The sequence below is a fragment of the Candidatus Blochmannia americanus (nom. nud.) genome, from assembly GCF_059934915.1.
Window position 1 is genome coordinate 502,335 of sequence record NZ_CP011792.1, and the last position, 26,565, is coordinate 528,899.

At 27.3% G+C, this 26,565-nt stretch carries 18 protein-coding genes and 2 tRNA genes; 15 read left to right on the forward strand and 5 right to left on the reverse strand.

Features of this window, described 5'->3' with window-relative positions:
• The first annotated feature begins 359 nt into the window (after positions 1-359).
• Positions 360-433, forward strand: a tRNA-Lys gene (locus tag Bamer462_RS02150).
• 337 nt (positions 434-770) lie between these two features.
• On the opposite strand, the gene Bamer462_RS02155 is transcribed toward Bamer462_RS02150, so the two are convergent.
• Positions 771-854, reverse strand: a tRNA-Ser gene (locus Bamer462_RS02155).
• Positions 855-1,239: 385 nt separating this feature from the next.
• On the opposite strand from Bamer462_RS02155, the gene Bamer462_RS02160 reads away from it, so the two are divergent.
• From Bamer462_RS02160 to Bamer462_RS02180, 5 genes are all read left to right on the forward strand, one after another.
• Positions 1,240-1,569, forward strand: coding sequence for a TusE/DsrC/DsvC family sulfur relay protein (locus tag Bamer462_RS02160; RefSeq protein WP_500837486.1), 330 nt, complete (start codon positions 1,240-1,242; stop codon positions 1,567-1,569).
• Between the two features lie 206 nt (positions 1,570-1,775).
• A complete protein-coding gene (gene hspQ / locus Bamer462_RS02165) occupies positions 1,776-2,093 on the forward strand; it encodes a heat shock protein HspQ (RefSeq protein ID WP_500837487.1) in 318 nt (105 codons plus the stop codon).
• Between the two features lie 831 nt (positions 2,094-2,924).
• Positions 2,925-3,443 (forward strand): bifunctional 3-hydroxydecanoyl-ACP dehydratase/trans-2-decenoyl-ACP isomerase, encoded by a 519-nt coding sequence (fabA, locus tag Bamer462_RS02170; protein WP_500837488.1) that lies wholly within the window; start codon positions 2,925-2,927, stop codon positions 3,441-3,443.
• Positions 3,444-3,701: 258 nt separating this feature from the next.
• Entirely contained in the window at positions 3,702-5,120 is a 1,419-nt protein-coding gene (gene asnS / locus Bamer462_RS02175; protein WP_500837489.1) for an asparagine--tRNA ligase, read from the forward strand.
• Positions 5,121-5,290: 170 nt separating this feature from the next.
• Entirely contained in the window at positions 5,291-6,496 is a 1,206-nt protein-coding gene (locus Bamer462_RS02180) for an amino acid aminotransferase (RefSeq protein WP_500837490.1), read from the forward strand.
• 256 nt (positions 6,497-6,752) lie between these two features.
• Here the strand turns inward: Bamer462_RS02180 and Bamer462_RS02185 are convergent, their stop codons facing one another.
• On the reverse strand, positions 6,753-7,394 hold the full coding sequence (locus tag Bamer462_RS02185; RefSeq protein ID WP_500837491.1) for an MBL fold metallo-hydrolase: 642 nt from the start codon (positions 7,392-7,394) through the stop codon (positions 6,753-6,755).
• 299 nt (positions 7,395-7,693) lie between these two features.
• Positions 7,694-8,479 carry an enoyl-ACP reductase FabI gene (locus Bamer462_RS02190; RefSeq protein ID WP_500837492.1) on the reverse strand — a complete coding sequence of 262 codons (786 nt, stop codon included), beginning with the start codon at positions 8,477-8,479 and terminating at the stop codon, positions 7,694-7,696.
• Positions 8,480-10,305: 1,826 nt separating this feature from the next.
• Here Bamer462_RS02190 and ribA point away from each other — a divergent pair.
• The 8 genes from ribA to Bamer462_RS02230 all read left to right on the forward strand — a co-directional run bounded on the left by ribA (position 10,306) and on the right by Bamer462_RS02230 (position 21,681).
• A complete protein-coding gene (gene ribA, locus Bamer462_RS02195; RefSeq protein WP_500837493.1) occupies positions 10,306-10,923 on the forward strand; it encodes a GTP cyclohydrolase II in 618 nt (205 codons plus the stop codon).
• A gap of 3,164 nt (positions 10,924-14,087) precedes the next feature.
• Positions 14,088-15,650: an anthranilate synthase component 1 gene (locus Bamer462_RS02200; protein ID WP_500837494.1), complete on the forward strand. Its 1,563-nt coding sequence runs from the start codon at positions 14,088-14,090 to the stop codon at positions 15,648-15,650.
• Between the two features lie 2 nt (positions 15,651-15,652).
• On the forward strand, positions 15,653-16,252 hold the full coding sequence (locus tag Bamer462_RS02205; protein WP_500837495.1) for an aminodeoxychorismate/anthranilate synthase component II: 600 nt from the start codon (positions 15,653-15,655) through the stop codon (positions 16,250-16,252).
• 1 nt (position 16,253) lies between these two features.
• A complete protein-coding gene (gene trpD / locus Bamer462_RS02210) occupies positions 16,254-17,255 on the forward strand; it encodes an anthranilate phosphoribosyltransferase (protein WP_500837496.1) in 1,002 nt (333 codons plus the stop codon).
• A 5-nt stretch (positions 17,256-17,260) separates the two neighbouring features.
• The gene (trpCF, locus tag Bamer462_RS02215) at positions 17,261-18,634 is read left to right on the forward strand and encodes a bifunctional indole-3-glycerol-phosphate synthase TrpC/phosphoribosylanthranilate isomerase TrpF (protein ID WP_500837497.1); all 1,374 of its coding nucleotides are present in this window, start codon (positions 17,261-17,263) and stop codon (positions 18,632-18,634) included.
• A 37-nt stretch (positions 18,635-18,671) separates the two neighbouring features.
• A complete protein-coding gene (trpB, locus tag Bamer462_RS02220; protein WP_500837498.1) occupies positions 18,672-19,862 on the forward strand; it encodes a tryptophan synthase subunit beta in 1,191 nt (396 codons plus the stop codon).
• 1 nt (position 19,863) lies between these two features.
• Positions 19,864-20,706, forward strand: coding sequence for a tryptophan synthase subunit alpha (gene trpA / locus Bamer462_RS02225; protein ID WP_500837499.1), 843 nt, complete (start codon positions 19,864-19,866; stop codon positions 20,704-20,706).
• A gap of 816 nt (positions 20,707-21,522) precedes the next feature.
• Complete coding sequence (locus tag Bamer462_RS02230; RefSeq protein WP_500837500.1) at positions 21,523-21,681, forward strand: hypothetical protein; 159 nt, start codon at positions 21,523-21,525, stop codon at positions 21,679-21,681.
• A 392-nt stretch (positions 21,682-22,073) separates the two neighbouring features.
• Here Bamer462_RS02230 and Bamer462_RS02235 read toward each other — a convergent pair whose 3' ends face one another.
• The gene (locus Bamer462_RS02235) at positions 22,074-22,730 is read right to left on the reverse strand and encodes a TonB family protein (RefSeq protein WP_500837501.1); all 657 of its coding nucleotides are present in this window, start codon (positions 22,728-22,730) and stop codon (positions 22,074-22,076) included.
• Between the two features lie 804 nt (positions 22,731-23,534).
• On the opposite strand from Bamer462_RS02235, the gene cls reads away from it, so the two are divergent.
• Positions 23,535-25,007: a cardiolipin synthase gene (gene cls, locus Bamer462_RS02240; RefSeq protein WP_500837502.1), complete on the forward strand. Its 1,473-nt coding sequence runs from the start codon at positions 23,535-23,537 to the stop codon at positions 25,005-25,007.
• 460 nt (positions 25,008-25,467) lie between these two features.
• Here the strand turns inward: cls and Bamer462_RS02245 are convergent, their stop codons facing one another.
• A complete protein-coding gene (locus Bamer462_RS02245) occupies positions 25,468-26,076 on the reverse strand; it encodes a thymidine kinase (protein WP_500837503.1) in 609 nt (202 codons plus the stop codon).
• Between the last annotated feature and the right edge of the window lie 489 nt (positions 26,077-26,565).

Consider the following 26,565-nt stretch of genomic DNA (forward strand, 5'->3'; position numbering starts at 1 on the left):
TACTCATTTAATTTACAATTAATGTTCTTATAACATAAGACTATGATGTATTTAAGTTATTTAAACTCACTACATTATTGTACATTTTATGTTATAAATATTTACAGCATACATAACTATCAATTATTTTGATAATTATGTTGTAACAGAAATAAAATAAAACTGTTAAATTATAATAATTATCGACATAAATATAATATCTGAAATAAGCTATTATAAACATATACATATATAAATTAAATTGCCTTTATAACCGAATCAATAATTCATATGTATATAAATTATTGTAGTAATAAACAATAAATAGTCAAAAATGCAGTTTTAATACTAATATGTTAATATTTCTTAAAAACGTAATTGGGTCGTTAGCTCAATATGGCAGAGCAGTTGACTCTTAATCAATTGGTTGTAGGTTCAAATCCTACACGACCCAATCAATTAACACTTCATTAATTACTAAAAATTTTTAATAGTTCAATCTTAGTTAAATCTTTTAAAATTTTAAAATAAACTTATCTCTATCAAATAACTGATATAATATTCGTATATTATATATAATACCTCTTCATACATATTTTTGAAAATGGTATAAAATAAAATTAACTATGCATTAGTTACTATCACATGCCCAATTTAAAAAATATATTCTTATGTACAATTCGAAAAAAAACGATAAAAATATCAGTTTTATTATACGTCTCATTATACTTAACCAATACACAAAAAGCGTTCATCATACTTAATCATTATAATTGATGATCAAAAAATTTCGGAGGAGTAGAGATTCGAACTCTAGAATGTTTTTCATTACCGATTTTCAAGACCGGCGCCTTCAACCACTCGGCCACTCCTCCAAAACATTTCAAATAACAAAATTAATTTTTTCATTTTAATATATACAAAACGTATATAATTATATATACATCAAAAACTAACATTAAAAATTGTTCATCTCATACTTAATTTTCCATGAAATGCAAAAATAATCCTATAGATAAAAGCTGTATTTAGTTTTGTACCCTCTGTATGATAAGTATAGCATATACTTATCATACAGAGGGTACAAAACATATTCAATAATAAACTTTTACATAAATTTACCATTATCTAGAGAACAGATGCTTATACTTGATATACATAATTACTTAAACGTAGACATTACTTGTATTCTCTATACATTGTTATCAAATAATAATAATCATTATTATGATAAAACCATAAAACATTAAGGATCAAATCATGACATACAATCAAATAAACGTTAATATTGATGCGCAAGGGTATTTAATTCATATTAACGATTGGAATGAAGAAATTGCAGTTAATATCGCTAAATTAGAAGGTATTACTCTGAATAAAATACATTGGGAAATCATATATTTTGTACGAAAATTTTATATGGAATTTAATGCACTACCAAAAATTAGAATATTAATTAATGCTATAGCACTGAAACATGGAAAAGAAAAAGGAAATAGTCAATATCTTGCTCGATTATTTCCAAAAGGATCTGTTGCTCAAAAAATCGCAAAAATTTCTGGCCTTCCTAAACCCATTAGATGTTTATAATATAGCAAAAACAATTTTTAAACTTATAATAAATTATTTTACTAAACATTTTTAATATTTAAATTAAAACCTTTTAAACGTATTTACATTAAAAAAATAATATTTTTTATATCAAATATACTTAATAATAATTTACCCTTGATTTTATCATCTTATCCCATACTTACTTTATTATTTTCAGTAAATAATATTTCTTAGGAGTTTTTATGATAGCCAGCAAATTTGGAATAGGACAACAAGTACGACATAAACTATTGGGATACTTAGGAGTGATAATAGATATAGATCCAGAATATTCTCTTGCAAAACCTACATTAGATGAAATTACAAAAAACGACGCTCTACGAAAATCCCCATGGTATCATGTTGTGATGGAAGATGAGGAAGGAAAACCCATGCATACTTATTTAGCAGAAGTACAATTAGGATATGAAAATATTCTAACCCATCCAGAACAAACCACTTTAGATGAACTTTCCGAATCCATTCGTTTACAACTCCAAACACCAAAATTAAGAAACTAATATTCATATCACAAAACTTATACAGAAAATATTATTATATATAATAGTCCATATCATTTTGTGGGCTATACTCACCACTTATAAGTGGTTATATTTTTTTAAAAAAATATAACCACTTATTCAACAACCTTCAGAATTTTTAGGAACGTCTGTTTATTTGATAGCACACCTAATAAATATACGACGATAATCATCTATAATACTTATTTATATACGATCAAATATGCTTAACTCTATAATATACTGACCTGGCTCATGCTGCAAATATATTACTTAATGGCTCAGTTCTACATTGCGCTATGTATCATACAAATACAATGTTGATCAACATCATTTGATGTTACCTACGCTCATAAATAATACTGGATATAAAGCTATTTTTTTATAAACATTATTTTTTGCACGTAATACATTAATTATTTTTACATAAATATATTTTATATAAACATATATATTTATAAAATTATTATACTGTCAAAGTATGTTTAATACCACAAATAAAATTTGTTATACAGATAAATAATACAATCAAACACAATCACGCATATTTAAACAAATTGACATTTATACAATAAATAATGATATTTTCATAATAAAACAAACACAACAAAATAATACATAAATATTTATATACAATTTAAGTTACATTAAAAAAAATAATAACTCAACTTTTTTGTTAAAGTAAAAAACTTTTTCATCTAATAAAATAACTACGTATATAACGCAACAATCATTTTACATCATGTACATATATAAAATATGATCGCATTTAATAGTCATTAAATTTATCATATTAACATAAGCCAATATAATCATAGGATGAGATACGTTATGCTCAATAGACGTGAATGTTATACAAAAGAAGATCTATTAGCTTCTAGTAGAGGTGAACTGTTTGGAAAAAACGGACCTACACTTCCAGCTCCTAATATGCTTATGATAGACCGAGTAATAAAAATGACTAAAAATGGGGGAAATTATAATAAAGGATTCATAGAAGCAGAATTAGATATCCGATCAGATATGTGGTTTTTTAATTGTCATTTTATAAAAGACCCGGTTATGCCAGGATGTTTAGGATTAGATGCTATGTGGCAACTGGTAGGATTTTACCTGGGTTGGATCGGAGGAAAAGGAAAAGGACGCGCTTTAGGAGTAAAAGAAGTTAAATTTACTGGTCAAATTTTACCAACATCTAAAAAAGTTACTTATTTTATTCATTTTAGGAGAATTATTAACAGAAAGCTAACCATGGGTATGGCTGACGGAGAAGTTCTATGCGATGGAAAAATAATTTACACTGCGGCTGATTTAAAAGTTGGATTATTTAAAAATACTACGGTATTCTAAAATAATTAGATCAAATATTTTTTCGTGTTAACTGCCAACTTTTAAATTATATACATATCATATTTTATGATTAAATATTGCATTCTAATTGTAATAACCATCTAAATCTGAATTACAGATATATTCAAATAAATAAAATTATAAATTGTGCATCGTATAACTATATTCATTCGAATACAATCGTTAATATATCATGTTTACATTTAAAATATCACCAAAATAGAATATTATGGGTTTAAAAAATTAGGGGGCTATAATATGGATGTAGTATCAGTAGCGGATATATTATGTGGTTGTGTATCAAAGAATACTGAAATTATCGTACAAGGGTGGATTCGCACCCGACGCGATTCTAAAGCTAAAATTTCCTTCCTTGATCTATATGATGGGTCTTGTATAGCTCCGTTACAAATAATTGCATGTAATAATTTACATAATTATAAAAACGAAATATTACGCTTAACTAGTGGTTGTTCAGTTGTAATTGTAGGAATAGTAACCAAATCTATCGGCATGAAACAAAACGTTGAGGTAATCGCAAAAAATATTAAAATATTAGGATGGATAGAAGATCCTAGCACTTACCCGATACCTGCTAAAAAACACACCATGGAATATCTTCGTGAAGTTTCTCATTTGCGACCACGCACTAATATAATTGGCGCTGTTGCTCGTATTAGACATACGTTATCACAAGCTATTCATAGTTTTATGCACAAGCAAGGATTTATATGGATCCCTACTCCTATAATTACCGCATATGATACTGAAGGAAGCAGCAAAATGTTTCATGTGTCTACTTCAGAAAATCAACATATTTTAGATAACCCAAAAGCAAAATTGAACCATCTTCATCATAATGATGCCCATGATTTTTTTGGGAAAAAAGCTTTTTTAACAGTATCTGGTCAATTAAACGCAGAAGCTTATGCTTGCGCGTTGTCAAAAGTGTATACTTTTGGTCCAACTTTTAGAGCAGAATATTCTAATACTAGTCGTCATTTAGCTGAATTCTGGATGATTGAACCAGAAGCAGCATTTATGACTTTAGATAATATTATTGATTTAGCAGAATCTTTACTGAAAAATATCATCAGAACGCTCCTTAAGGAGCGTTCTGATGATATAAAATATTTTGTTAATAAAACAACAAACAAAAATATTCTCATTCGCCTAGAAAACTTCTCTAACATTAAATTTAATCATATTGAATATACCGAAGCGATAAAATTATTAAAAATATGCAATAAAAAATTCAATAACCCAATACATTGGGGAACAGATTTGTTTTCTGAACATGAAAAATACTTATCAGAAGAATATTTTAAATCCCCTGTAATAATAAAAAATTATCCAAAACACATCAAAGCTTTTTACATGCGTTTAAACGATGATAATCACACTGTAGCATCTATGGATATTTTAGTACCTGGAATTGGTGAAATAATTGGAGGTTCACAGCGAGAAGAAAGACTGTCAAAATTAGATCAAAGATTACAAGAAAATAATCTAACACAAGAAAATTATTGGTGGTATCGTGATCTGAGACGTTATGGGACAGTTCCTCATTCAGGTTTTGGATTAGGTTTTGAAAGACTCATGATGTATGTAACAGGAATAAAAAATATTAGAGATGTAATGCCTTTTCCTAGGGTCTCAAAAAATATTAATTTTTAATAACATTAATGCAAATATAAATGTATATAAATAAAATCAATATAATTGCGATACCAAAAATAATCTATTCATATCTAAATTAAAAATTTTAATATAAATAGTTGGCAAAAAATAATACTTTTGATATAAATAAAAGATTCTGCATATTATAACCAATACGGACGTATGTTATGTTTGAATCTATTAGAATGGCACCTGCTGATCCCATCCTTGGTTTATCAGAAATTTATGAGACTGATGAACGAAAAAATAAAATTAATCTCGGAATAGGTGTATATATCGATAAAACGAAAAATACTCCTGTCTTAACCAGCGTCAAACAAGCTGAAGAATGGCTGTTAAAACATGAAACCAGTAAAAATTATCTTAACATAGAGGGTATGTCTTCCTTTAATACTGCTACCCAGCATTTATTATTTGGGCCAGATGATGATTCCATTATTCCAAAAAAACACATGCGAACCGTCCAAGCTCCCGGAGGCACTGGCGCATTACGTATTGCAGCTGAATTCATAATACAAAATACTAAGTCTAAACGAATATGGATTAGTGCTCCTAGCTGGATAAATCATAGAAATATTTTTTTAGCTGCAGGACTAGAAATATATACTTATCCTTATTATAATAATATAACCCATTCACTAAATTTTGACGAATTATATTCAAGTTTAAAAAACGTTAAACCTAATGATGTCGTGTTATTCCATTGTTGTTGCCATAATCCTACTGGCATTGATCCTAATACTGAACAATGGAATATTCTATCGGAATTATCAGAAAAAAAACAATGGTTACCTTTGTTTGATCTAGCTTATCAAGGATTTTCTCGGGGGTTAAGCGAAGATCTTGAAGGATTATATATTTTCTGCAAAAAAAATTCAGAATTGATAGTATGCAATTCTTATTCAAAAAACTTTGGATTATACAACGAACGGATAGGAGCATGCACTGTAATCACCAATAATAATGATGATGCGGAACGAGCATTAAGTCAATTACGTGTTATTATTCGTAGTAATTACTCCAACCCGCCAGCTCATGGCGCATCTATTGTTTCCCTAATATTGAACAACAAAATTTTGCGATCTGTATGGAAAACAGAACTAAGAAATATGAAAGATAATATTAATCATATGAGGAAATTATTTGCAAATACTTTGCGTACTAATAGTAAAAATACAGATTTCAGTTTTATTGAAAAACAATGCGGCATGTTTGCTTTTATGGGATTAAACGAAAATCAGGTAATTAAATTAAGAGAGCAATTTGGTGTTTACCTAGTAGGCGCTGGTAGAATTAATTTAGCTGGATTATCAAATGATAATATCGAATATGTAAGTAAAGCTATAATTAAAACTTTAGGAGATCGAGAATAGTTCTAAAAACCAGATGATTAATATCACATATAATTTAACCAAAATTTTTAGAGAGACATAATCAAACATTAAATAATATTATTAGAACAATACAACTTAGATCATATGATCTAAGTTGTATTGTTCTTCCTTCCAGGTTTAATAAACTTAACTTTTAATAAAAAAGTCTAACATCGAAAATTAAAAAATAATACTAAAAACACGTACTGTATCTTAATCAAATACAGTGCAGTGATTCTAATGGATTAATCACAAATTATATAACATATATGTTATATATACGCTCATTACCAATCGTTGATATTTTACCATGACCAGGTAAAAAATGAACATCATCTCCTAACGGAAACAGTTTAGTCTTAATAGAATGAATTAATGCTGTAATGCTTCCTCCCGGTAGATCTGTTCGACCAATACTATTTTTGAACAACACATCCCCCATCACTATAAATTTTCTCACTTTATTCCAACCCACTACATGCCCCGGGGAATGCCCTGGGCAATGTAATATATTGAAAATTTCATGGCCCACTTGCACTGTATCCCCCTCGTTTAGCCAAACATCTGGAATAACTGCAGTAGCACTACTACTAGGAATATCTATCCCTAACATGCTACATTGAATAGCTAAATTATCTAGCAATGATCGATCGGCTTTATTTGGTCCTATTATTGGAATTCTATAATATTGCTTTAATTCCATTGCGCTACCAACATGATCAAAATGACCATGAGTTAATAAAATTTTATTTAGTTGGACTCCTAATTTATCTATTGTTGATCGTAATTTATCACTTTCTCCTCCAGGATCTACTAACATTGCTTCATGTGTTATTTCACACCAAATTATTGAACAATTTTGATAAAAAGGAGTAACCGGTATGATATGGTATCGCATATTTTATTATCATCAATGTTTATTCATAAAGTTATGAAAAGAGTTAAATATTTCTAATATTATTCCTCAGAACCTAAATACATAATTTAATCATATCGTTGATATAACTATAGTGTTTTAAAAACTTAATATTAATTGTACAACAAGAAGTAATTATAAATAAATCATATTCATCATAATTTAGAATTTTTTAAAACCACACAAACAACCTTAAAATACACTTTGCAAATACATAATTATTTATAACGCTTCAAATATCGAAATATAATAACTACATCTTATATTACTCATTATACTAGTCATAATACATCATCTATATTAGCAGTAATATTAAATCCTCCATCAACATAAATTGTCTCTCCGGTAATTCCAGATGATAAATCAGAACATAAAAATGCAGCGACATTCCCAATTTCTGCAGTAGAAATATTACGACGCAGCGGTGATTGTCTTTGATAATGCAACAACATTTTTTTAAAATTTTTAATCCCAGAAGACGCCAAGGTACGAACAGGGCCACAAGAAATTGCATTAACACGAATCCCTTCTGGCCCCATGGCATTAGCCATATAACGAGTATTAGCTTCCAATGAAGCTTTAGCTAATCCCATTACATTATAATAAGGCACAGCACGCAGAGCACCTAAATACGTTAATGTAACTAAAGATGCATTATTATTGAGCATATTTCTACAGGCTTTAGCTATTCCTACAAAGCTATAAGAACTAATAACATGAGATAATTGGAACCCTTCACGGGTAACAGTATCTACATAATCACCTGTTAACTGATCAGTAGGAGCAAATGCTATTGCATGAACAAATCCATCAAAATTTAACCACCTTTTTCTCAATTCAACAAATAATTGACCTATGCAAGAATCTTCAGATACATCACATGGCAATGTGATCTCAGAGTCAAAATCTTTAGATAAATTTTGTACTCTTAATTTCAATTTATCTGTATGGTAGGTAAAAGCTAATTCGGCGCCTTCTCTATATAGAGCCTGAGCTACACCATAAGCTATAGATCGATTATTAATCATGCCGGTAACTAAAATTCGCTTATTACTAAGCAATGCCATCCTTGTATCTCTCCAAAACATAATGTTGATTATAAACAACTTTACACATCAATCGTTTCAAAATCAGCTATAATAGTTATTATTATATTTTCATAAATCTTATTCATTATTGAATGATGACAGCACCTATACTTTATATAAAGTATAAATATAAGTGAATTTTAAAAAAATAATTTTTTTATAGTTTATAAAAAATTACCACTGCCATTATTGTAATATCCCAAATTGTAATTTTCATTGTATATTGCAATCTACAATTATGATATCGTATCATACCAATAGCAATTAAAATATCTCATAAATTATCACATTATAATCATCTAAATTCTACTTTACAATAAATGATGATTATCATGAAGTATCAAAATTTACTCATTACATCACGATACATATATCATACGCGATTCACTATCGACGAATCACCCCAATTTATAAAATATTTACTAAAACTTATGTTGATATAATAAAATTCATCAAAATATCAGTGCAAACAGTTAACATGAAAAAATTTTAAAAATACTTTATTTCTATTATTGATATATTTAACCTCAATTTAGTTTAATTAAATTATTAGTCCTTTTTAAATTAATTCTTAAATTTATATGATATCTTTATACATCTCTCACTGAAATAACTACATCTTTATACTATACTACACCGCACATGCACCAATTCATATATGTATTATATTGTATAGTACATCTATATCTATTAGTTATAGATGATAATTTTTCACAATCATTGTGTAATACTCAGTTTGAAACTGCCATATATCATTTTGATATATGGCAGTTCTTCTTTTATTCATCTCTAAACAAAATTAACAATAAATTATCTAAAATTAAACACATAATGTTGCTATTATTTTATTGTGCCGAACAAAAATATACATTTAATTTTTCTACTGAAATTGTTTTCAGCTTTTATATTATTACAGGTATAAATGTTAATTTATAAAATAAAAATAAATAAACACAGCAATAAAATCCATAACATTGAAATCAAAAAATTTTACAAATCAATCATTTTAATAACAAATAATATAAAAATCAATCAACACTGCTCTTTTTATATTAATTAGTATAGATAAATATAAAACACGTCCCGATTATTTTAATAATTAATTATTAAAATAATCGGTGCAACTAAATATCCATCCTTCATACAGACATCAGCTATAATTACCAATTACTGTGCTAGTTTTATATCAAAACAATATTAAAAATCATATAATACTTTACCTATCTATATACTATTTTCTCATTATAATCAAATATAATTAAATAAACAGAATGTTTATTCTCATTAATAATTATTAATTATAACTAAAAAATCAATACCAACTACCTGTATCATTCTTACAGGTTTCAAAAAAAATTTACCCTCAATCAATAATCTATAATAGATATTCATAAATTCTGTTAAGTATATTATACTATTAAAACTTTAAAAGTTATAAAAGATATTGATATTTAAAACTCGTATTGTACGAGTTTTAAATATCAAATTAATATCGCCTTTTATATATAGTTTTTAAATAAACTCACGAAACATAAAAACACCAATCAACATGATATGTATTGCATTGCAATACATATCATGTTGATTGAAATAAACTTTAATGATTATATACCATAATATATATATATATATATATATTGAATACTTTAATATTAATTAACAAAGTGATTACACCGCAAACACCATAACGCGAATATCATATGCATATAACACATTTCGTACTGCGATACGATTATCGAGAATCTATCAATTCTTTTGTAAAAATAGCGAGACATTCTTGATAACATCTTTAGAGAGGCAATAACATGCGACTTAGGCGTGTGGCAGAAGCAAGATTACCAACGTTTTGGGGTAATTTTTTGGTAGTAGGATTCGAGGAAAATTTCACTGGACATAATCATGTTGCATTGATATACGGAAATATCACTGGATCTGATCCAGTATTAACGCGCATACATTCTGAATGTTTAACAGGAGATGCTTTATTTAGCTCACGCTGTGATTGTGGATTTCAATTAAAAACAGCATTACATTGCATCACAGAAGAAAAACGCGGTATTTTAATTTATCATCGACAAGAAGGACGTAACATCGGGTTATTAAATAAAATTCGTGCTTATGCATTACAAGATACCGGAGCTGATACAGTAGAAGCAAACCAATGTTTAGGTTTTGCTCCCGATGAACGAGATTTCACTATTTGTGCGGATATTTTAAAATTACTATGTGTAAAAAAAATACGTATTTTAACTAATAATCCAAAAAAAGTAGAAATTTTAAATAAATCGTGTATTAATATCACAGAACGAGTACCGTTAATAGTAGGGAGAAACCCGGAAAACTCTAGATATTTAGACACCAAAGCATCTAAATTAGGACATTTATTTTATAACTGTAACAAAAAAAAATTATATGATATATAACTTTCCAAAAAAATTACACACACATTCTATTATATAAAATTTTTTTTTGATTATTGTTGTATACAAAAATAATAAAATGTTATACATATATATGTATAACATACCCCTACGTATTCATTATTTTGGTAAATACCAAATAACTATAAACATAACTTCCATATAAATACATGACTATCATCATATCAATAGTTGATCATAAAAAGACTATGCATACAATTTCTGATATTATTAAAATGCTAATTATAAAATATTTTTATATAAATTTTAAAAAAATAATAATTATCAATCCAAATCGATAATGAACATCTCATTACTTTGGCCAAAAATAATTAAAAAATAATAATTCATTATTTAAATATTCAATTTTATTTTTTTTAAGATATAACCTAATCCATTTAATATACATTAAATATCATCAAAAAAATTTTTTTTACAAGTTTTACAATTATTTAAAAAACATATTATTTATTATTTTTACAAACAAATTTCGACAATCTTAGTAATAACACTATACTTAACAAAAATCAATGAAAAAAATTTTTATGTATATTAATAATTGATCTCTGTAAATTTAATATATTTTACTATATACTAATTTTTGAAAATCTATACATAATCTAAAAATATAAATATATTTTTATAAAAATATATTTATTTCAACCTTAATAAAAGACTATTATCTTTAAAACCCATTAAAGATTTAGAATTAATATCATTAGATTTCATTTTTTTTAATCAAAAAAAGCAATTCTACTACAATATATTAATTAATGCACAATTGACCACATTAACCTAAAAAATCATATGTATATATATATGATATGGATCATCCTGCTTCTTATGATGTTTTACATACATAAAATTATTGTAATCATATACATAATTATATATATGTAATTATCAATTACCCATTATCATAAAAATAAATTTAACTCACTCCGTATCTACTATATACTAAAATTTTCGATAATTTTAAAAACCCGATTTAAAATATATTTAATTTAAAAATTACTATTTTTAATACAAAAATCAATTATCTAAATAAAAACAATGAAATTGTTTACAATTATTATAAAAAAATTCTTTTCTAGCTGCTTTTTTTTAAGGTTTAAAAATAATGATTAATTATTTAATAAAATATATTGTAAATATCTATGTTACATTTTCATTTATTTATATAAAAATATAAATAATATTTTATATATACAGTAAAACTATATTATTTCGATTCTAAAAATTCCTAATAATTTATTATTATTAATATTTTCGTTTATTAAAAATATATAATCGCAATTTATAAAAATTCTATAAACACATTTTTTTTAAATAACTAATTATCTTTATAATAATATACTTACTAATATTTTAGTATCGCAAAAATATATCAAACAAATTAATACTAACTGATAAATATCGCATTTTTATATAATGACAATTAGACTTTTAATACATTAACAGCTATTCTACACACACTTAATGCAACGTATCATTCATGCTAATTCACATTTTTTAAATTTTAATGATATACAATGTTTATATGCATAAATATAATTAAATCGACATATACAATACAACCATTACAAATGATATCACATTAAAGCTACATCACTGAACATAACTTCATCACTCAATTATCTATATGCATATGTAGAATACATTCATTTGAAATATACATATCTATTCAATACTACAGTTCTTGTCATAAACAAAATTTTTATATATATAGTTTAATATTATACAATAAACTGCTATTATCTAATTTTAATTTACTTTCCTACCCCGATAATGTTTACTTGTAAACAAAAATCATGAACTTAATTATTTTTTTTGTTGTATTCAATTGTATTCTGAATACAAATACAATTTGTATTCAGAATACAAACCATTACAGTATTATTAATAAAAATATTTTACAATTACAATATTCTAATAACCATATTCTATATAATATAAATAAATATATTATACCGTTCACGATTACACGCATCTATATTCAATCTATATTGAAATTAAATAAATTTAAAATATATCTATAATATGCTACTATTAATAATATTTAAAATAATCAATCAAAAATATTCATAATTTCTATAAATCACTACTCTACAGAATCAATTAAAGATTGAAGCACATTATTAATAATAATAAACTATATCTTAAGTATATCTTTAATATTTAAAAAAATAATTTTTAAAATACGGCAACAATTATTGTACTTCCAAAAACAATTAACTTTCCAAGTCATTTAAAAAACTTATGTACAAACAAACAATAAAATATAAAAAATAAATCATTTCATCTTTCTTATCATAACATAAATCGTATAAAAAACTATTTTTATATATCTAGTTCAAAAATTAACTATATAAATAGTTATCTATCTAGGAATTAATACATAATCCAAAACTTCAGATTACTACTTAAACAATCTAAAATTTTTTCATATACACCAACATAAAATAAAAAATAATAGTAATTAATTAAAATATTTTTATTACATGTTTAATTAATCATTTTTAAACTATTCTAGAATTAATTTAATATTGATTAACTTTAAACACATCTTTAACTAAAATAACAACATTAATAACATATTTAATATAATGTAATCTGAAATTATCAATTTCATTAATAAATCAACTAAACATAATAACAATCTATTACTTTATGATGCATAGATAATAAATCACATCACCATAAACATATTTTTTATATTTACTTCATATATTTATAACTTTATGAAGGTAAATTTATATAATTTTATTATAGTGGATTTTTGTAATAATACTTTTCACGTACCACTATTAAACAGTATAAAAATCAATAATATATATTATATGATTTTATATTTACCACAACAATTATGCTTTAGGTAAAACCATAGACAATAAGTTATTATTAAATAAAAATGTTTTTTACTATCTATACAATTAGAGCTATTTGACATTTTAAAAAAAAACTAGTATTACTAATATCATTGGTATTCATACATCTATACAAATAATACACAATCACATCTCAATAAAATTGAGTATTCTCTCGTTTAACCATTTCTAATAATTAAACGATTATTTAAAATGTTTAATAGCTTGAAAATATCCAATAAAACCATCAAATATCGATGAGATTTGTGAGTTAATAAATAACTAGGAAAAATTAAAATAATGGGATTTCAAAAAAATCAGATAGAATGTTTAAATATTCAAGTACGCTATCATTCTAATCCAACAGCAATTTTTAATCAATTATGTAATAAACGTGATTCAACATTGTTACTGGAATCAGCAGAAATTAATAAAAAACATAACATAGAAAGCATGATGATTATTGATAGTGCCTTACGTATTACCGCTTACGGCACAACCGTAATTGTACAAGCTTTAACTAAAAATGGTGCAAGTTTACTCCCAGTGCTAGAACATACGTTTCCTGTAACAGTACAAATTGATAAAACTTTTGACAAAATTAAATTTATATTTCCTACAACACAGACAATGATTGATGAAGATACTCGTTTGCGATCAATTTCAATATTTGATGGTTTACGCTCATTATTAAAAATAATACAAACCCCTAAAAATAGCCCCAAAGCTATATTTTTGGGGGGTTTATTTTCCTATGATTTAATATCTTGTTTTGAATATTTTCCGAAGTTAACCAATACTTATGAATGCCCGGACTACTGTTTCTATTTAGCTGAAACATTATTAGTTTTTGACCATCCAAAATATACTGCTTCGCTACAAAGCACTTTGTTTACTCCAAATGCCTTAGAAAAAGATCGATTAAAAACTAGAATGAATCAATTAAAAAATCAACTTAACCAAACACCTCAATCTATTCCTTATAAAAAAATACGCGATATGACTCTACACTGCGATCTAAATGATAAGCAATACGTACAGATTATACGTAAAATACAAAGAGCTATACGCCAAGGAGAAATTTTACAAGCTGTCCCTTCACGACGATTTTCACTGCCATGTCCTTCTCCATTAGCAGCATACCATGTATTAAAAACTAATAATCCTAGCCCCTACATGTTTTTTATGCAAGACACAACATTTACACTGTTCGGAGCTTCCCCAGAAAGTTCTCTAAAATATAATGCAGATACTCGACAAATTGAAATCTATCCCATCGCTGGTACACGAGCTAGAACTTACCATGCTGACGGATCATTAGATACAGATTCAGATAACCGCATAGAACTAGAAATGCGCCTTAATCATAAAGAATTATCAGAACATCTAATGTTAGTAGATTTAGCAAGAAATGATTTAGCGCGTGTCTGCAAAGCAGGTAGTCGTTATGTCGCTGATTTATTAAAAGTAGATAGATATTCTTTTGTTATGCATTTAGTATCCAGGGTAGTAGGAGAATTACGTCATGATCTTGATGCCCTACATGCCTATCGTGCGTGTATGAATATGGGTACATTAACTGGCGCTCCGAAAATGAGAGCTATGCAACTTATTTACGAAATAGAAGGTGCGCGGCGCAACACTTATGGAGGAGCTATTGGATATTTAACTGGCTCCGGGAATCTAGACACATGTATCATCATTCGATCGGCTTACGTCGCGAATCAAATGGCTACAGTACAAGCAGGAGCCGGTGTAGTAATAGATTCCATGCCTCAATCAGAAGCTGATGAAAGTCGCAATAAAGCGCGCGCCGTTTTACGCGCTATTGCGATAGCACATGGTTCTGAGGAGCTATTTTAATAATGGTTAACATAATATTATTAGATAACATTGATTCATTTACATATAATTTAGTAGATCAATTACGTAACAGCGGGCATCAAGTGCTGATATATACTAACCAGCTACCGATATCGATCATCATAAACACACTATCGAATATGATCGATCCCATTTTAATGTTATCGCCAGGCCCTGGATTCCCCAATACAGCTGGATGTATGACAAAATTAATAGCACAATTATACAGACAAATCCCAATTATTGGGATTTGTCTGGGGTACCAAGCCATTGTAGAATTTTATGGGGGACACATATCGCAATCAAAAAAAATTTTTCACGGCAAATCTTCTTTAATATACCACGACAATTTAGCTATGTTTTCTAACATACCCAACCCATTTTTAGTAGGACGATATCATTCCTTAATAGGCAGTTATATACCAAATAACTTAAAAGTTAATGCTTATTATAACAAACGCACAGCAATGGCAGTACGTAACGATTCTGATCGAATTTGCGGATTTCAATTTCATCCTGAATCTATCCTAACTACTCATGGAACACAACTCATCCAACAAACTATCACATGGGCAGCACACTTATATAAGGAAAAAAAATAACATGCAAGATATTCTCGATACTTTATATCAAGGCAAAAACCTTAATCAAAAACAAAGTAAAACATTATTATGCAATATAATAAAAAAAAAATTATCTTCTGTACAAATTGCATCGGCACTTATCAGTATGAAAATACGCGGAGAAACCTATGAAGAAATCATAGGAGCCGTAAATGTGTTATTGGCTCATGCTGAACCTTTTCCTCGTCCAAATAGTTTATTTTCAGACATTACAGGGACAGGAGGAGATAACAGTAACACTATTAATATTTCTACAATAAGCGCTATTGTCGCTGCAACTTGTGGCGCAAAAATTATTAAACACGGCAACTGCAGTATATCTAGTCTAATAGGATCAATGGATTTATTAAAAAATAATAATTTACATATAGATAACAGTGCACAACAAGCACGCAAAAAATTTGATGAATTAGGTATATGTTTTTTATATGCTCCGCAATACTATGCAGTATTACATCGTATAATGCCCATACGCAAGCAATTAAAAACCCCTACATTATTTAACATAGTAGGACCATTAATTAATCCATCTAAACCTCCATTAACTCTTATTGGTGTATACAAAAAAGAATTATTATCACCTATAATCCGAATATTAAAACTGCTCAAATATAATCGCGCAATAGTAGTACATTGCGGAGGAATAGATGAAGTGGGATTACACTCCCCTACTTATGTATCGGAATTACATAATAACAGCATAAATAATTATGTTTTAACAGCATCAGATTTTGGATTAAACTCTTACCCGATAAAAACACTATACTGTTATTCAAAAAAACAAGCTCACGAATGCATGATGAACATATTGCAAGGAACAGGAAAAGACGCCCATTCAGCTGTAATCGCAGCTAATGTAGCATTATTATTAAAATTGTTCGGACATAATAATCTACGTACTAGTGTACAATCAGCTTTAGAAACAATGCATCATGGTATGCCTTATAATAAATTGGTAGCTTTATCAGAAACCAGGACATAAAAACCATGCAATACACAATTCTTGATAAAATTTTATCATACAAAAAAATCTGGATAGCTGAACAAAAAAAACAACACCCGTTATATCTTTTAAAAACTAAAACACGAGTAAGCAATCGTAATTTTTATCACGCTGTATCTAAGAAAAAAAAACAAACAATATTTATACTAGAATGCAAAAGCGCATCTCCTTCTAAAGGTATTATCTGTGATAATTTCGATCCTATAAAAATAGCTCAGACCTATAAAAATTATTCCTCAGTTATTTCAGTATTAACTGATAATAAATATTTTCATGGAAATTTTAATATTCTATACCAAATAAGCAATATCGTAAAACAACCAATATTATGTAAAGACTTCTTTATTTCAGAATGGCAAATTTATTTTGCCCGTTTACACCAAGCTGATGCTATTTTACTAATGCTATCAATTTTAGACGATACATCTTATCAAAAATTAGTCAAAATAGCTCATACATTATGTATGGGTGTGCTAACAGAAATAGCAAACGAAAACGAATTAAACCGTGCGAAATATTTAGGAGCTCAAGTTATCGGTATAAACAATCGTAATCTACATGATCTGTCTATTGATTTAAATCGCACTATTACTCTCAGTAAACATATATCCCCTAAAATTACAATAATCAGCGAGTCCGGTATTAATAATTATTATCATATAAGAAAACTTAGACACTATGTCGATGGATTTTTAATAGGAACAACATTAATGTCTCAATCAAATCTTGATACAGCGATTAAAAAATTAATTTTAGGAGAAAATAAAATATGTGGTCTCACTCAAGTGAGAGATGCTTATATTGCATACAAATTAGGAGCAATATATGGAGGTTTAATTTTTGTTCCTACTTCACCGCGTCGCATAAATATCATAACCGCACAACATATCGTTTCTCATGTAAAACATTTAAGTTATGTTGGCGTATTTTGTAATGCTACAATTTCTCATATTGTTAATACGGCTAATATATTAAACCTATCAGCAGTTCAACTACATGGTACAGAAGATCAAGATTATATTAATATTTTACGCACACGATTACCGAACACATGTCGTATATGGAAAAGTATTAATATGAATCATAAACCACTACCAAAATGTAATATACTAAACGTAGACCTCTATTTGGTAGATAATGGAGAGGGAGGTAGTGGAAAAACTTTTGATTGGTCACTTCTTGCTAATATGCAATTAAATAAAATAATTTTAGCAGGAGGATTAACCGTAAATAATTGTAAGAAAGCAGCGCGTATAGGTTGTTTAGGTTTAGATTTTAACTCTGGAATTGAAATTAGACCAGGCATTAAAAATCATCAAAAAATTATTGAAATATTTCAATTACTTAGATCTTATTAAAAAATAAACATATTTTATAAAAATAAAAATAATTAATATGACAAAATTACAGTCCTATTTTGGCGAGTTTGGAGGTATGTATGTGCCACAAATTCTAATGCCAGCATTAACTCAATTAGAGGAAGCATTTATATCAGCTCAAAACGATCCTGTTTTCCAAAAAAAACTCAAAAATCTTTTAAAGCATTATGCTGGCCGACCTACCCCTTTAACATTGTGTAAAAATTTAACAAAAGGTACTCGTACTAAACTTTATTTGAAACGTGAAGACCTATTGCACGGAGGATCCCATAAAACCAATCAAGTATTAGGGCAGGCACTATTAGCAAAACGTATGTCTAAAAAAGAAATAATCGCTGAAACTGGGGCTGGACAACATGGGGTTGCTGTCTCCATTGCAGCCGCTCTGTTAGGATTAAAATGTCGTATTTATATGGGATCCAAAGATATAAAACGTCAAAAACTCAATGTTTTGAGAATGAAACTAATGGGCACACAAGTTATTCCAGTGCATCATGGATCTAAAACCTTAAAAGATGCTTGCAACGAAGCTATGCGAGAATGGTCTAAAACTTATGAACACACTCATTACATGCTTGGTACAGCCGCCGGACCTCATCCTTTTCCTACAATTGTTAAAGAATTTCAACGTGTTATTGGAACAGAAACATACAAACAAATACAAATATATGAACAACGTTTACCAGACATAATTATCGCTTGCGTAGGAGGAGGATCTAATGCTATTGGGATATTTTCAGATTTTATCGATATACCATCAGTACAGTTATGCGGGGTAGAAGCCGGGGGGTTAGGTGTTCATACTGAATATCATGGCTCTGCTCTACAACATGGAGAGATAGGAATTTATTTTGGGATGAAAACTTCAATCTTACAATCATCAGATGGACAAATAAAAAATTCCTATTCTATTTCTGCTGGTCTCGATTTCCCATCTGTCGGACCAGAACATGTTTATTTGAAAAACACTGGTCGAGTACAGTACGTATCTGTTAACGATGTAGAAGCCATAACAGCCTTTCAAGAACTATCTACATATGAAGGAATTATTCCAGCTCTAGAATCTGCACATGCTTTAGCTCATGCGCTTAAAATAATTCAAGAACAACCAAATAAAGCACAAATTTTAGTGGTAAATTTATCTGGCCGGGGAGATAAAGATATTTCTACAGTTTACCATGCATTACAGAAACAAAGAGATACATAAAATGGATCGTTATCAACAATTATTTACACATTTAAACCAAAAAAAAATAGGAGCATTCGTACCTTTTATCACTGTAGGGTATCCAAATCCCGTTTATTTTATGCATATCATAGACACGTTAATAGCCTCAGGTTCTGATGCATTAGAATTAGGCATACCATTTTCTGATCCTATATCAGATGGTCCTATAATACAAAAGAGTATGGAACAAGCCTTCAAATCAGGTATGAATTTTTCAAATTGCTTGATGATATTACACAATATTCGCAACAAATATCCAAATTTACCTATCGGGTTGCTAATCTATGCAAATTTAGTTTTTAAAAAAGGAATAAACAATTTCTATTCATGTTGCACAGAACTAGATATAGACTCCGTACTCGTTCCTGATCTTCCTATAGAAGAAAGTCTACCATTTTATAATACTGCTATACAACATAAAATAGCTCATATATTTATTTGCCCTCCTAATGCTACTAAAGAATTAATACATAATATCACTACTCAGGGACACGGATACATCTATTTATTATCCCGTCCTGGAGTTACAGGTATTGATATTAATAAAAAAACAATTAATCCAGCTGTATTACATAATTTAATTCAATGCATACAGAAACAAAACAAAACATTACCTATACTTCAAGGCTTTGGAATACATACACCGTTTCAAGCTCAAGAATCTGTTTTATTAGGCACTTCTGGGGTCATTTCCGGTTCTAAAATTGCACAGATTATTGAAGAAAATATATCTAACACAGAATTAGCACTGAAACAATTGGAAGAACTAGTACATATTATGAAAAGATCTATGTGTTTTAACGTAAATCAAAATCAATCATAATAATAATAATAAGCATGTTCAGTCCTTATTGAACATCAGGACCATATATTTATATATAGTATAATTAAAACTTGCCGTGCACTTTTTTACAAAAAACATTTAAATATGTTACAACAAAAATTGTATGTTAAATAACATATGTCATAAATAATTTTTGTACACAACAGAATAATACAGAAATATTCAGCTTATGATAAACTATCAGTGCTTCTAAAACATTAGAACATATCAATATCTTTAAAAAAAATAATGATGAATATTCACTATTTATAAATATTACATTATATACTATTAAAAAAAAATTAATATTTAATTACATTTCATAGATACAACTTTTTTTAAAAGTTATTTTCTTTATTTTAAAAAAATATTTTTTATAAAATTATAGCCATTATGATAATTAAACTATCTCAAGATGTATTATATTTTATTCACAATTATTACACTGATACCATAACCTTAATTTTGACTACAACATTCATTCAAACTGGCTTAGTTTATATTTTATTACTAAAAAAAAGAAGATCTTACATTTATGTATAATTTTATTGGTGTAATCTAATAGCAAATAATTAAAGATTTATCGATAGATCAACGGTATATTTTATTAAAATTATCTGATACTAATAGTATTTCTACACTCCTTGATAGTGCTTTCTGCCCGGAAATATACTAACCATGTTTGCATCTAGTATCTACTACTAGTAAAAATAACCAATATTTCAATATCAGCAACATTATTAAATTAGTAATACCAATGTTTTCAAAATTACTGTTACTAATTTTTACACTACATTATTTATACAATTAGATCTAATGATAGTAATTATTCCTGGTACTCTATTAGCTATCATTATCAGTTTAACTCCAATTATAATCATTACTGATAATATGTCTATTACAAACTCTATGTACCTTAGTATGACAATAAGTTATTGTAACATTTATTTAATTGAACCACTAATATTTTTATAGTTTCTAATAAAAAACTGTACCTATACTGATATAACTACACCATGTCCATTCTTAAGTCTCTATTACTAATATTTTAATAAATAATTTAAGCAATATTAATATATTATTTGTAATCATTGTAATTTACTTATATCGTTTATATGTCCTATTAGGACAGTATGGAATTATAAATTTTTTAAAAAACCTAATGTTTATATTTATATTTCAAACAGCTAATATAAATGTGAATATTTTTCATACATCAATACACAATCAATAATGATTCAATTTTATTAATTTTAATATAAAAGACCTATAATACACTTATACTTTTATACATGAGATAAATTAAAACCAAAGTTACATTCATATAAAAAATACATAAATCAATTTATTAAATAACTATGATACTATTAATTACGAAACATTTTTCCAGAATTCAAACAAAATTTAAAAGTAATAACCAAATTTTTTTCTGGTTTATTGTTCTCATATGCCCAACGACGCATAACTGATCTGATATTTTCCTCAAATATACCAGCAGGAACAGCTGATAATATAACTATATTATCAATTTTACCCTTAGTATTAACATCATATTGTACGGTAACTTTTCCTTCTATACCTAATACTTTCGCCCTATTAGGATATGCAGGATATATGCGGTTAATTATGCAAGCCGGCACGTAGGGCTTATCATGACACCTCTTAAATAAAGGTACGGAGTGTGTTGCAGATTCTGTAAAATTAACATTATTTTTTTTAACCAAAGGAAAAATTTTATCAGAATTTGATTTATTTTTAAAATAATCTAAATTTTTTTTTTCTGAACATACTGTAGATTGTAAATTTTGTTTTTTTTGAAATGTTTTTAATGTTTTCAACAACTGCTTTTTTTCTGATGATTCATAAAAAATCTGATTAGATTGCAGTAACGACAATGTAATTATTTTATATTTTTGCGCACAAATAGAAGACTGATTAATTAAATTATAAAAATGATGCAATAATGCATTCATCATAAATACGTGAATCACACATGATAAAAAAAAACAAAAATAAATTGACATATGCAGTTTCTTCCAAATACACTGGCATTTATGTACAATTGAGTTTTTCATTTTAAAAAAATATTTCATTATGAAATTGCATGTTTCATGCTTTTATAAAAAGAGTTATTTTATTACTCTCCTTAACGCTTTCATATACAATATAAAACTTTTTTATACACCTTAATTTTATATTTTATTGGATGTATTGAAAATATTAATACATTCAACACGCTATTTAAATTTATTTAATAAACTAATATCATTTATTCATGTAACTGTTCTATATAATTTCATACATAGATCAAAGACACAAAAGCATATGCTCATATAATATAAATAAAACATTTTTAAAATAATTTTTTCAATTAATTAAATAAATACATCGATTTTATCATCGATAAATATTAATCATTAAATCTAATTAAATAATAAAAAAATAAAAAATTTTAATTAAACACATACATTAAGTTTTTAGTTATCGCGCTATACACTCTTTAGCATGCACAACCGATTGTTTTCTGTTACACCACTACAATAACCCTAATTTCATAAAGAAATATATAAATTCATTTATTTAGTTAAAATGTAAGAAGTCTTTGCAATTAGCGTATACCATTTATAATTTATAAATATATAATGAAATTAATGTTATTAAACAATGATTAGCATTAACGAACATATTTACCGATTAATACCTAAACATTGTAAATATCTGTACCTTTTATGCGATTATAAAATATATCATGAAACAAATATTCAATAATAATCTATAGTCTTGATTAAAAATATTTCATAAACATCTGAATAGGACTTATTGTAATCATGATTGCGATTTATCCCATATTTAATTGTATTTTTTTATGCAGTTATTGGTTATTAATCGTGCTAGTTACATTTCGAGTTTTAATAAAACGTCGAGCGGTGCCTTCATCTATGGCATGGTTATTAGTAATTTATGTTTTACCGTTAATAGGTATAATTACATATCTATTATTTGGAGAATCTAATCTTGGTAAACAGCGATCTACTAGAAGTAAAATAGCATGGTCATCTATTATGCGTCGTATACAAATACTAAAAACTTACAAACATATATTTTCTACTGAACATAGCGTAATTGCCTCTTCATTATTTAAGCTTTGTGAACATCGTCAAGGAATAGGAGCTCTCAGAGGCAATCAAATACAGTTATTTAAAAAAACCAACGATACAATCGTATCATTAATTAAAGATATTGAATTAGCTCAACACAGTATTGATATGGTATTTTATATCTGGGAATCTGGGGGATTAATAGATCATGTTATAAAAAAATTAATTGTAGCTGCTAAAAAAGGCATCCGATGTCGCATTATATTAGATTCAGCTGGATGTACTAGTTTCTTTAGTAGTTCATGCCCTAATATAATGCGACAAGCTGGGGTTAGTATTGTGGAAGCGCTACATGTAAATCCATTGCGCGTCTTTCTGCGCCGCATGGATTTGCGGCAACACCGAAAAATGGTATTGATCGATGATCACGTTGCTTATACTGGTAGCATGAACATGGTAGATCCACAGTTATTTAAAAAAAACACAGGAATTGGGGAATGGATCGACATTATGGTACGTATAAACGGTCCTGCAGCCTCAGCCATGAGTATAATATTCTCTTCTGATTGGGAAATTGAAACAGGACAACATGTATTGTTCCCATTGTTACTAAATACTCACATAGTAACAGCTCATAAACTAACATCAACAGAGGGGCATACAATTCAAATTATTCCCTCTGGTCCAGGATGTCCAGAGGGAATAATTCATCAGGTATTATTAATATCTTTGTATGAGGCGCGTAAAAAAATTATCATCACTACTCCATACTTGGTTCCTAGCGATGATTTATTGCATGCTATTTGTACAGCAGCACAACGAGGGGTAGAAGTACATATCATCATTCCAAAAAATAATGACTCTATATTAGTAAACTGGGCTAGTAGAGCATTTTTTAGCGAATTATTGAAAGCAGGGGTTTTAATACATCAATTTCAAAATGGATTATTACACGTAAAAAGCGTATTAGTCGATCAGCAATTAAGTCTGATAGGAACTGTGAACTTAGATATACGCAGTTTGTGGTTAAACTTTGAAATTACCTTAGTGATTGATAGTAAAGATTTTAATAATGAGTTAGAAAAAACACAACAAAACTATATGGCTCATTCTAAGATAATCGATCCTAAAAAATGGGCTAATCGTCCTTATTGGGAACGCATTGTTGAACGTTTATTTTATTTCCTAAGTCCTTTATTATAAGAATTTTTTTGATTTTTTTAATTATATGATCTAAAATAGTTAGAGTAAATATGAAAATATGCACCACGGCCATTCAATGGAATGTTCTCAATTTCGATAAAAATCTACACAATCCCTTGATTATAATTCAATATACATGCTAATTAATCATTATTGATTAAAATAAATAATTAATTCAACGGTTGCGTCTAAGTTTATAATTATATTTTTGGAATATCTTACTATTATATATATGCAATGAATATATAACATATAAAATACGTATAAACTATATATTTTAATAAGTGATAGCATCACTAACTCAAATACATGTATATATATACAATCATAAAAATTGATAAAATAAAACCCTTTAAACTCACAATAATATCTATATGCATCAAAGCATTAATAACATTCTGTTATATAAAAAATCTATCTTATTCATATACACATAGAACCAATAGAATTTACATCTATTTTAAGAAACCCGTTGTATTAAAGATAATGGTGATTCTAATTGTTCTGCAAAATGTTTGCGGCACACTGAAACATAACGATTATTACCCCCAACTAATATTTGATTGCCATCTCGCACTACTAAACCTTGATCGTCAATTCTGAGAACTCTATTAGCTTTACGTCCACAATAACAAATAGTTTTCAATTCGATTAACTTATCCGCCCATGCTAATAGCCATAAACTTCCCGAAAATAAATCAGCTCTAAAATCAGTGCGTAATCCATAACACAATACCGGAATATTTAATACATCGACTATTTTGCTTAAATCAACTACTTGATCACGATTAAGAAAATGACACTCATCTACTAATACGCAATGTATTACATCCTTCTGACATATAGTAGTGATTTGATCAAAAAAATTAGTTTTAACATTAAATAATCTAGCAGAAGCAGTCAATCCAATACGAGATTTAATTTGTTCATATTTACTGTTTCGAGAATTCATTTTAGCAGTATATAACACAGTACGCATTCCTCGCTCCTGATAATTATAAGAAGATTGTAATAATGCAGTAGTTTTTCCTGCATTCATTGCAGAATAATAAAAATATAATTGCGCCATATAAATAACACCCTATCTAAGTCCACAGTATTTCTAGGTTTAACAAAACCATCATATAATTTAATTATAATAATTTTAAATTAAAAAATTATTTAATCTAAAAAAGATTAGAAAATATTTTCTATGTATAAGTAAATTTTTTATTTTTTTAAGATAACAATTTTACAATATCACATATTTATTTAAATAATATTCAATATTTTAAACTTAAAATAATGATTTAAGTGAATAAAACTCTCTATACTTCACACACCATTTATGTACCTTATAAAAATAATGAAACTAATAAAAAGTTATTATTTGTATTTTAAAAAATTTTAAGTAAAAAATTATCATAAATTAAATCAATAAAACTCAAACGACTAGATGATATTAAAATCTTATTATAAATAATACATAAGTCATTTAATTAAATTAATTCAATATTCTTAACGCAATCAAACAGTAACAATACTCACTGATATTTATGCAACTATATATATATAATTA

What these genes read in the sequence shown, in the direction of transcription:
- cls (WP_500837502.1), top strand. Translation starts at nt 23,535, where the DNA reads ATGATTGCGATTTATCCCATATTTAATTGTATTTTTTTATGCAGTTAT.
- Bamer462_RS02200 (WP_500837494.1), top strand. Translation starts at nt 14,088, where the DNA reads ATGGGATTTCAAAAAAATCAGATAGAATGTTTAAATATTCAAGTACGC.
- Bamer462_RS02205 (WP_500837495.1), top strand. Translation starts at nt 15,653, where the DNA reads ATGGTTAACATAATATTATTAGATAACATTGATTCATTTACATATAAT.
- Bamer462_RS02160 (WP_500837486.1), top strand. Translation starts at nt 1,240, where the DNA reads ATGACATACAATCAAATAAACGTTAATATTGATGCGCAAGGGTATTTA.
- Bamer462_RS02185 (WP_500837491.1), bottom strand. Translation starts at nt 7,394, where the DNA reads ATGCGATACCATATCATACCGGTTACTCCTTTTTATCAAAATTGTTCA.
- Bamer462_RS02190 (WP_500837492.1), bottom strand. Translation starts at nt 8,479, where the DNA reads ATGGCATTGCTTAGTAATAAGCGAATTTTAGTTACCGGCATGATTAAT.
- Bamer462_RS02235 (WP_500837501.1), bottom strand. Translation starts at nt 22,730, where the DNA reads ATGTCAATTTATTTTTGTTTTTTTTTATCATGTGTGATTCACGTATTT.
- fabA (WP_500837488.1), top strand. Translation starts at nt 2,925, where the DNA reads ATGCTCAATAGACGTGAATGTTATACAAAAGAAGATCTATTAGCTTCT.
- hspQ (WP_500837487.1), top strand. Translation starts at nt 1,776, where the DNA reads ATGATAGCCAGCAAATTTGGAATAGGACAACAAGTACGACATAAACTA.
- trpCF (WP_500837497.1), top strand. Translation starts at nt 17,261, where the DNA reads ATGCAATACACAATTCTTGATAAAATTTTATCATACAAAAAAATCTGG.
- Bamer462_RS02245 (WP_500837503.1), bottom strand. Translation starts at nt 26,076, where the DNA reads ATGGCGCAATTATATTTTTATTATTCTGCAATGAATGCAGGAAAAACT.
- Bamer462_RS02230 (WP_500837500.1), top strand. Translation starts at nt 21,523, where the DNA reads ATGATAGTAATTATTCCTGGTACTCTATTAGCTATCATTATCAGTTTA.
- trpA (WP_500837499.1), top strand. Translation starts at nt 19,864, where the DNA reads ATGGATCGTTATCAACAATTATTTACACATTTAAACCAAAAAAAAATA.
- trpB (WP_500837498.1), top strand. Translation starts at nt 18,672, where the DNA reads ATGACAAAATTACAGTCCTATTTTGGCGAGTTTGGAGGTATGTATGTG.
- Bamer462_RS02180 (WP_500837490.1), top strand. Translation starts at nt 5,291, where the DNA reads ATGTTTGAATCTATTAGAATGGCACCTGCTGATCCCATCCTTGGTTTA.
- asnS (WP_500837489.1), top strand. Translation starts at nt 3,702, where the DNA reads ATGGATGTAGTATCAGTAGCGGATATATTATGTGGTTGTGTATCAAAG.
- trpD (WP_500837496.1), top strand. Translation starts at nt 16,254, where the DNA reads ATGCAAGATATTCTCGATACTTTATATCAAGGCAAAAACCTTAATCAA.
- ribA (WP_500837493.1), top strand. Translation starts at nt 10,306, where the DNA reads ATGCGACTTAGGCGTGTGGCAGAAGCAAGATTACCAACGTTTTGGGGT.